The sequence below is a fragment of the Glycocaulis sp. genome, assembly GCF_052168375.1.
Classification (GTDB): Bacteria; Pseudomonadota; Alphaproteobacteria; order Caulobacterales; family Maricaulaceae; genus Glycocaulis.
The window spans coordinates 1-5775 of the sequence record NZ_JBQLZR010000080.1 but is presented as its reverse complement, the minus strand read 5'-3'; the positions used below and the strand labels follow the sequence as shown (position 1 = coordinate 5775).

Here is a 5775-nt window from a genome sequence, read left to right as displayed (position 1 = left end):
CATAGACATGGCCAGCCGGGCTGGAGGCGGAAGCCGTGCCTGCGAGCAGAAGCGTACCGGCAAGGGCTGTGAATGTCTATGAGAGCACCGAGACCGAAACGGGCAACAGCTACACCTCGACCTTCCACGCCGATGGCCGCTTCACAAATGATCTCGGCAATGAAGGCCGCTGGACCTACGAGGACGGTGTTCTGTGCATCACTGTCCAGGACACCGAACTCTGCAATCCGTTCGAGGCGGGCGAGATCGGCGAGAGCGTCACCACCGATGAATGGCGCGCGGACGGCGTGGAGATCACCATCACGCGCATCGAATAGGCCGTTACCCGGTTTGGTATTTCTTGCGGCCCGCCGTCTTCAAAGGCGACGGGCCGCTCTTTGTTTGTTAAGCTCGCGGCGTGGGGCTTTCAGGGGGCATGAGGGGATTTGTGCTGCCGGCCCGGACAGTCTGAGGGAGAATTCTGACATGAACCGCCTGCTTTTGCGCCCGTTCTCGGCTTCGCTGACACTTGCCATATCGGCCATTCTCGCGCCGATCCTGCTGGTGATGTGCGCGCTTTTCCAGCCGTCCTGGCTCCTGGTCGTCCAGGACGCTTCGGGCAGCGTCTACCGTTTCATCACCAGCACGGACCTTCCGCCGACCTACCGCGCAGCCTTGCGCCAGTGGACGAGCGAACCGCAATTTACGCTGGTATTCTTCACCATTATCGCGCGCATCATCATCGCGCTGTTTGCGACCTCCTTCACGATTGCGGTGCGCCCGCTCTTGCGCCGCGACTAGGCTTCTGCACCCTCTGGAAACAAGAAAAGGGCGGCTCGCGATGAGCCGCCCTTTTCATTGCTGTGAAGGCAATGCCCGCCTAGTCAGCGGCGTCTTCAATGGCGTCGCCAGCTTCCTGTACGTCCCGGCCAGCGCCCTGAACCGTGTTGCAGGCGGCGAGAGCAAAAACCATGACGGCCACGCTCAGGATCTGAAGGGTCTCACGCATCGTAGGTCTCCTGTCTTCAACCGGCGAATATCGCCCTGTGCGACCGGTTAACGCGTGATTGTCTGAATGGCTCCGCGAGGGATGAATTTTTTTCGCGATCAGGTCGTAATGTCCTCGATGGCCTCGCCCGTGCGCGTGATGTCACGTCCGACACCCTGAATGGTGTTGCACCCTGTCAGGACAAGGCTGACGAGAATGAGGCCGAGGGTAAGAAGCGCAGTTTTGATCATGGTGCTTTGACCTTGCCATTTGCCGGCACAAGCCGTTTGTGCCGCTCCGGGGGCAAGTCTATCCGCGCTCAACAAGCCGCGTCCATCAAAACAAAACGCCCGGCCATGTCTGGCCGGGCGTTTCGCAGGTCTCAGGTTTTAAACCTGATTACCAGATGCGCACGCGCTCTTCCGGCGGCAGGTAGAGCTCGTGCTCTTCCGTCACGCCGAACGCCTCGTACCAGGCGTCCAGATTGCGAACGACGCCGTTCACCCGGTACATGCCCGGAGAGTGCGGGCCGGTGGCCAGCTGGGCGCGCAGCGAGTCGTCGCGGAAAAGGGTCCGCCACACCTGCGCCCAGGCCAGGAAGAAGCGCTGGTCGCCGGTAAAGCCGTCGATCACCGGCGCTTCGCCGTCCGGATAGTTCTCGGCGACGTAGGCGCGCCAGGCCTCGTAGGCCATCTGCATGCCACCCAGATCACCAATGTTCTCGCCGAGCGACACACGGCCGTTCACGCACTCATCGGGGAAGGGGCAGAAGCCGTTATACTGCTCGACCAGACGGTCGGACCGTTCCACGAAGCGCGAATTGGTCTCTTGCGTCCACCAGTCACGCAGGCGGCCTTCGGCATCGAAGCGGCGGCCGTTATCGTCAAAGCCATGGCCGATTTCGTGGCCGATGACAGCGCCAATGGCACCGTAATTCATCGCCGGGTCGGCATTCATGTCAAAGAACGGAGCCTGCAGGATGCCAGCCGGGAAGGTGATCTGGTTCATCAGCGGGCTGTAGCTCGCATTGACGATCTGCGGCGGCCACCCCCACAGGCGGCGATCCACCGGATCCGGGAAGCGGCGCAGCTGTTCAGCCCACGCGAAGTCCGACAGACGCTCGCGATTACCGAAATAGTCGTCAGCGCGGACTTCCAGCCCGTCATACTCGTTCCAGATTTCCGGATAGCCGATGCGCGGCTCGAAGGTGGACAGCTTGGTCAGCGCCTGTTCGCGCGTTTCATCGTCCATCCATTCCAGACGCTCGAGACGGCCACGGAAGCCCTGAACGAGGTTCTGGATCAGCTCGTCCATCTGACGGCTGGCTTCTGGCGGATAGTGACGCTCGACATAGACCTGCCCGACCGGGTGGCCGAGCGCGCCATTGACCAGCTGGACGCCGCGAAGCTCGCGCGTACGCTGCTCCTCGGTACCGCGCAGGGTGCGGCCGTAGAAATCGAAGCTCGCCTCGTCAAAGGCCGACGGAAGCCAGGAGGCCCGGTCAGAGATGAAGTGGAAGGTCAGCCAGGCCTGGAGCAGGTCAACATCGGTGTTGGCCAGCAGGGCACCGGCATCCGTGATGGCGCTCGGCTGGGCCACGATGATCTCGCCTTCAACCGGCAGGCTGCGCGCTTCAAGAGCCGCCTGCAAGTTCAGTTCCGGCGCCAGCGCGTAGAACTCTTCCAGCGACATGCGGTTATTGGTCTGCGTGACATCACGCGACCGCTCCCGGGTCCAGTGAACTTCGGCCAGAGCCGTTTCGAGTTCGAGGATCTGCTGGGCGCGCATCTCGCCATCGGGCAGGCCAGCCAGCTCGAAGATCTGCGCGATATAGGCGCGGTACGCGTCGCGGTATTCCGGGAAGCGGCCAGTGTCGAGTAGGTAGTAGTCGCGGCTCGGCAGGGCGAGACCGGACTGGCCGGCGCGCACGATATAGCGCTCCGGGTTTTCGGAGTCGGCACCAATGAAGACACCGTAGGGCGCGTGATAGGAACGCTGCGCCATCAGGGCGGTGATGTCCTCGAACGTGGTCGCCGCTGCGATTTCATCAAGATAGGGCTGGGCCGGTTCAAGGCCGCGCGCCTCGATGGCGTCTGCGTCCATCCAGCTGGCGTAGAGATCGCCAATCATCTGCTCGTTCGAGCCCGGCTCGCCGCCGCGTTCGGCAGCGTCCAGAACGATGGCCTGCACCTGCTCTTCGACTTCCAGAGCGAGCATGTCGAACACGCCGTAGCGGGCACGGTCAGACGGAATTTCCGTCGTTTCCGCCCACACGCCGCTGGCATAGGCGAAGAAGTCGTCGCCCGGCGCCACCGAAGTGTCCATGCCTGCCGTGTCAAAGCCGAACGTGCCGAAGCGCGGCTCGGCCGGTGCTTCGGTCGTGGCGGCTACGGCGGCGTCTTCAGTGCCGTCCGCAGTGCCATTGCCTTGAGTGTCGCACGCCATCAGCACGGCAATGCAGCACCCCGCCAGTAGAAATTTTCTCATTCCAGTCTCCCCTTTCGGATGCGTCCCTTGCCTGAGACGCCCCGGTGATAACCGGCAGGAAAGTTAGGCCCCGCCTGCCCCAATGGCCACGGCGGAGCGCAGTAGCTGCGCTCCGCCGTGGAAGTCTCAGCCTTTTGCCTATTCGGCTGGCTGACGGCTTTCGCCGATGTCGATATCGGTGCCGCTGGTATCGCCGTGATAGCCAGACCCGATGCCCGGACGCTTCTGGCCGGTCCAGAGCGACAGTACGCTGCGCTTGATATCCACACCGATCGCATAGAGCGCCGGCACCATGAACAGCGTCAGGAAGAGGGCGAAGACCACCGCAAATCCGAGCGACACCACCATGGGCTTGAGGAATTGCGCCGCTGTCGAGCGTTCGGCGATCATCGGCAACACACCGATGAAGGTCGTCACCGACGTCAGCAGGATCGGACGGAAGCGCTGCACCCCGGCATCGACCAGCGCCTGGAAGGCACCAACCCCGCGATCACGCAGCCGGTTCACGAAGTCGACCAGCACCAGGTTGTCGTTGATCACGATACCGGCAGCGGCACCGACCCCGAACATGGAGAACAGGGCAAAGGGCACACCCAGCGCCAGATGCCCGAACACGGCTCCGGCGAAGGCGAAGGGTATCGCCGTCATGATCAGCAGAGGCTGCGCGTAGGAGCGGAAGGCAACTGCGAGCAGGACATACATCATGCCGATCATGATGATCTGCAGGATGACGATCTCTCCCATGAACTCGGCTTCACCCTCGGCCTGGCCGATGGCACCGACCGACACACCCGGATAGCGTTCGCGCCAGGCGGGGAAGAACTCCTCATTGATCTGCTGGCGGATGGCCCGCGCCGCATCGGGATCGCTCACCTCTGCGCTGACGCGCACCGTGCGCTGGCGTTCGCGGCGCTGGATGCGGTTGATGCCCGGAGCGAACTCGGCTTCTGCGACCGCGGCGAGCGGGATTTCCCGGCCGTCGGCAGTACGGATGCGGACCTGATTGATGGCATCCAGGCTCTCGCGGGCATCGCGGGGATAGCGAACCATCACCCGGACGTCCTCGCCGCCGCGCGGCAGGCGCTGGACTTCCTGGCCGTAGAAGGCCTGGCGCACCTGCTGGGTGACATCGACCAGCGTCAGGCCGAGCGCCTGGGCATCCGGACGCAAGGTCAGCCGCAACTCCTCGGCAGAGGTCTGCAGATTGTCCACCACGTCATAGGTGGCCGGAAAACCGCGCAGGGCTTCCTTCAGGTCATCAGCTGCCGCCCGCAGGACGTCGAGATCGGGGTGGTTGATCGCAAAATCGATTGCCGGTCCGACATCGTTCAGCGTGGCGTCAAAGCGGATTTCCTCCGCATCCGGCACCGGTCCCATCTCGTCACGGATACGCTGTGCGATCTCGGCCGAGGCCAGGCGGCCAGGACGCGATTCAGGCGGAGCCAGCCCGATCCAGGCACGAATCTGGCCTTGCGTGGCAAGCGTCGAACGGTTGCGGATGACATCCGCCTCGCCCGGATACATCTCGCGATACTCGTTCTGGACGACGATCTGGGCCGCCTCGAGGCGTTCGCGGATTTCGTCGGTACGCTGCCAGGGCGTGCCTTCAGCCAGCTGGATATTGACCTGGATCTGGTCGCTTTCGATTTCCGGCATGAAACGGAACGGTACGCGGTTGGTGTTCATCAGCACGATGGCCAGTGCAAAGCACCCGATGAAGAGCGCAAAAGTCGCATAGCGATGGCGGATGGAGACCGCGAGCAGCGGGCCGTACACATTGCGCGAGAACCAGACGAGACTGTCTGCAATCTTGCCCTGGAAGCGGATGAAGTGGCCTGAAATGCCCTTCGGCTCCTGCGGCTTGATGTGTGCAAGGTGGGCCGGCAGGATCAGGAAGGCCTCGATGAGCGAGAAGGTCAGGGCCGCGATCACGACGAGCGAGATCTGGCGGGTGAACTGCACTTCCGGCCCGGACAGCATCATCCAGGGCGCGAAGGCCATCATGGAGGTGATGACCGCGAAGATCACCGGCTTGGCGACCATCTGCACGCCGACGACAGCCGCCGTCAGGCCCTGCTCGCCGCGTTCAACACGGTTGTGGATGTTCTCGCCCACAATGATCGCGTCATCGACGATGACCCCGATCACGATGAGGAAGGCGAAGAGCGACAGGAAGTTCAGCGTCACGCCGATCAGTGGCAGGATCATGAACGCGCCCGCAAACGCCGTTGCGATACCAATGGTCACCCAGAAGGCGACGATGGGGCGCAGGAAGAGCACCAGTACGATCAGCACCAGCACCAGACCCAGAAGGGCCGAGC

6 protein-coding genes are annotated in these 5775 nt (G+C 62.9%); 2 read left to right on the top strand and 4 right to left on the bottom strand.

What is annotated here, in order from left to right; genetic code table 11:
* Window positions 1–35: 35 nt before the first annotated feature.
* Both ACTS2Z_RS03040 and ACTS2Z_RS03035 read left to right on the top strand, forming a co-directional pair.
* Window positions 36–317: a hypothetical protein gene (locus ACTS2Z_RS03040; RefSeq protein ID WP_442571757.1), complete on the top strand. Its 282-nt coding sequence runs from the start codon at window positions 36–38 to the stop codon at window positions 315–317.
* Between the two features lie 148 nt (window positions 318–465).
* A complete protein-coding gene (locus ACTS2Z_RS03035; protein WP_442571756.1) occupies window positions 466–780 on the top strand; it encodes a hypothetical protein in 315 nt (104 codons plus the stop codon).
* A 79-nt stretch (window positions 781–859) separates the two neighbouring features.
* Here ACTS2Z_RS03035 and ACTS2Z_RS03030 read toward each other — a convergent pair whose 3' ends face one another.
* The 4 genes from ACTS2Z_RS03030 to ACTS2Z_RS03015 form a co-directional block, all read right to left on the bottom strand.
* Window positions 860–952 (bottom strand): entericidin A/B family lipoprotein, encoded by a 93-nt coding sequence (locus tag ACTS2Z_RS03030; RefSeq protein ID WP_373290513.1) that lies wholly within the window; start codon window positions 950–952, stop codon window positions 860–862.
* A 134-nt stretch (window positions 953–1086) separates the two neighbouring features.
* A complete protein-coding gene (locus ACTS2Z_RS03025) occupies window positions 1087–1218 on the bottom strand; it encodes an entericidin A/B family lipoprotein (RefSeq protein ID WP_442571755.1) in 132 nt (43 codons plus the stop codon).
* Between the two features lie 148 nt (window positions 1219–1366).
* On the bottom strand, window positions 1367–3454 hold the full coding sequence (locus ACTS2Z_RS03020; RefSeq protein WP_442571754.1) for a M13 family metallopeptidase: 2088 nt from the start codon (window positions 3452–3454) through the stop codon (window positions 1367–1369).
* Window positions 3455–3592: 138 nt separating this feature from the next.
* Window positions 3593–5775 (bottom strand): efflux RND transporter permease subunit (locus ACTS2Z_RS03015; RefSeq protein ID WP_442571753.1); only part of this gene is annotated, 2183 nt, incomplete at its 5' end.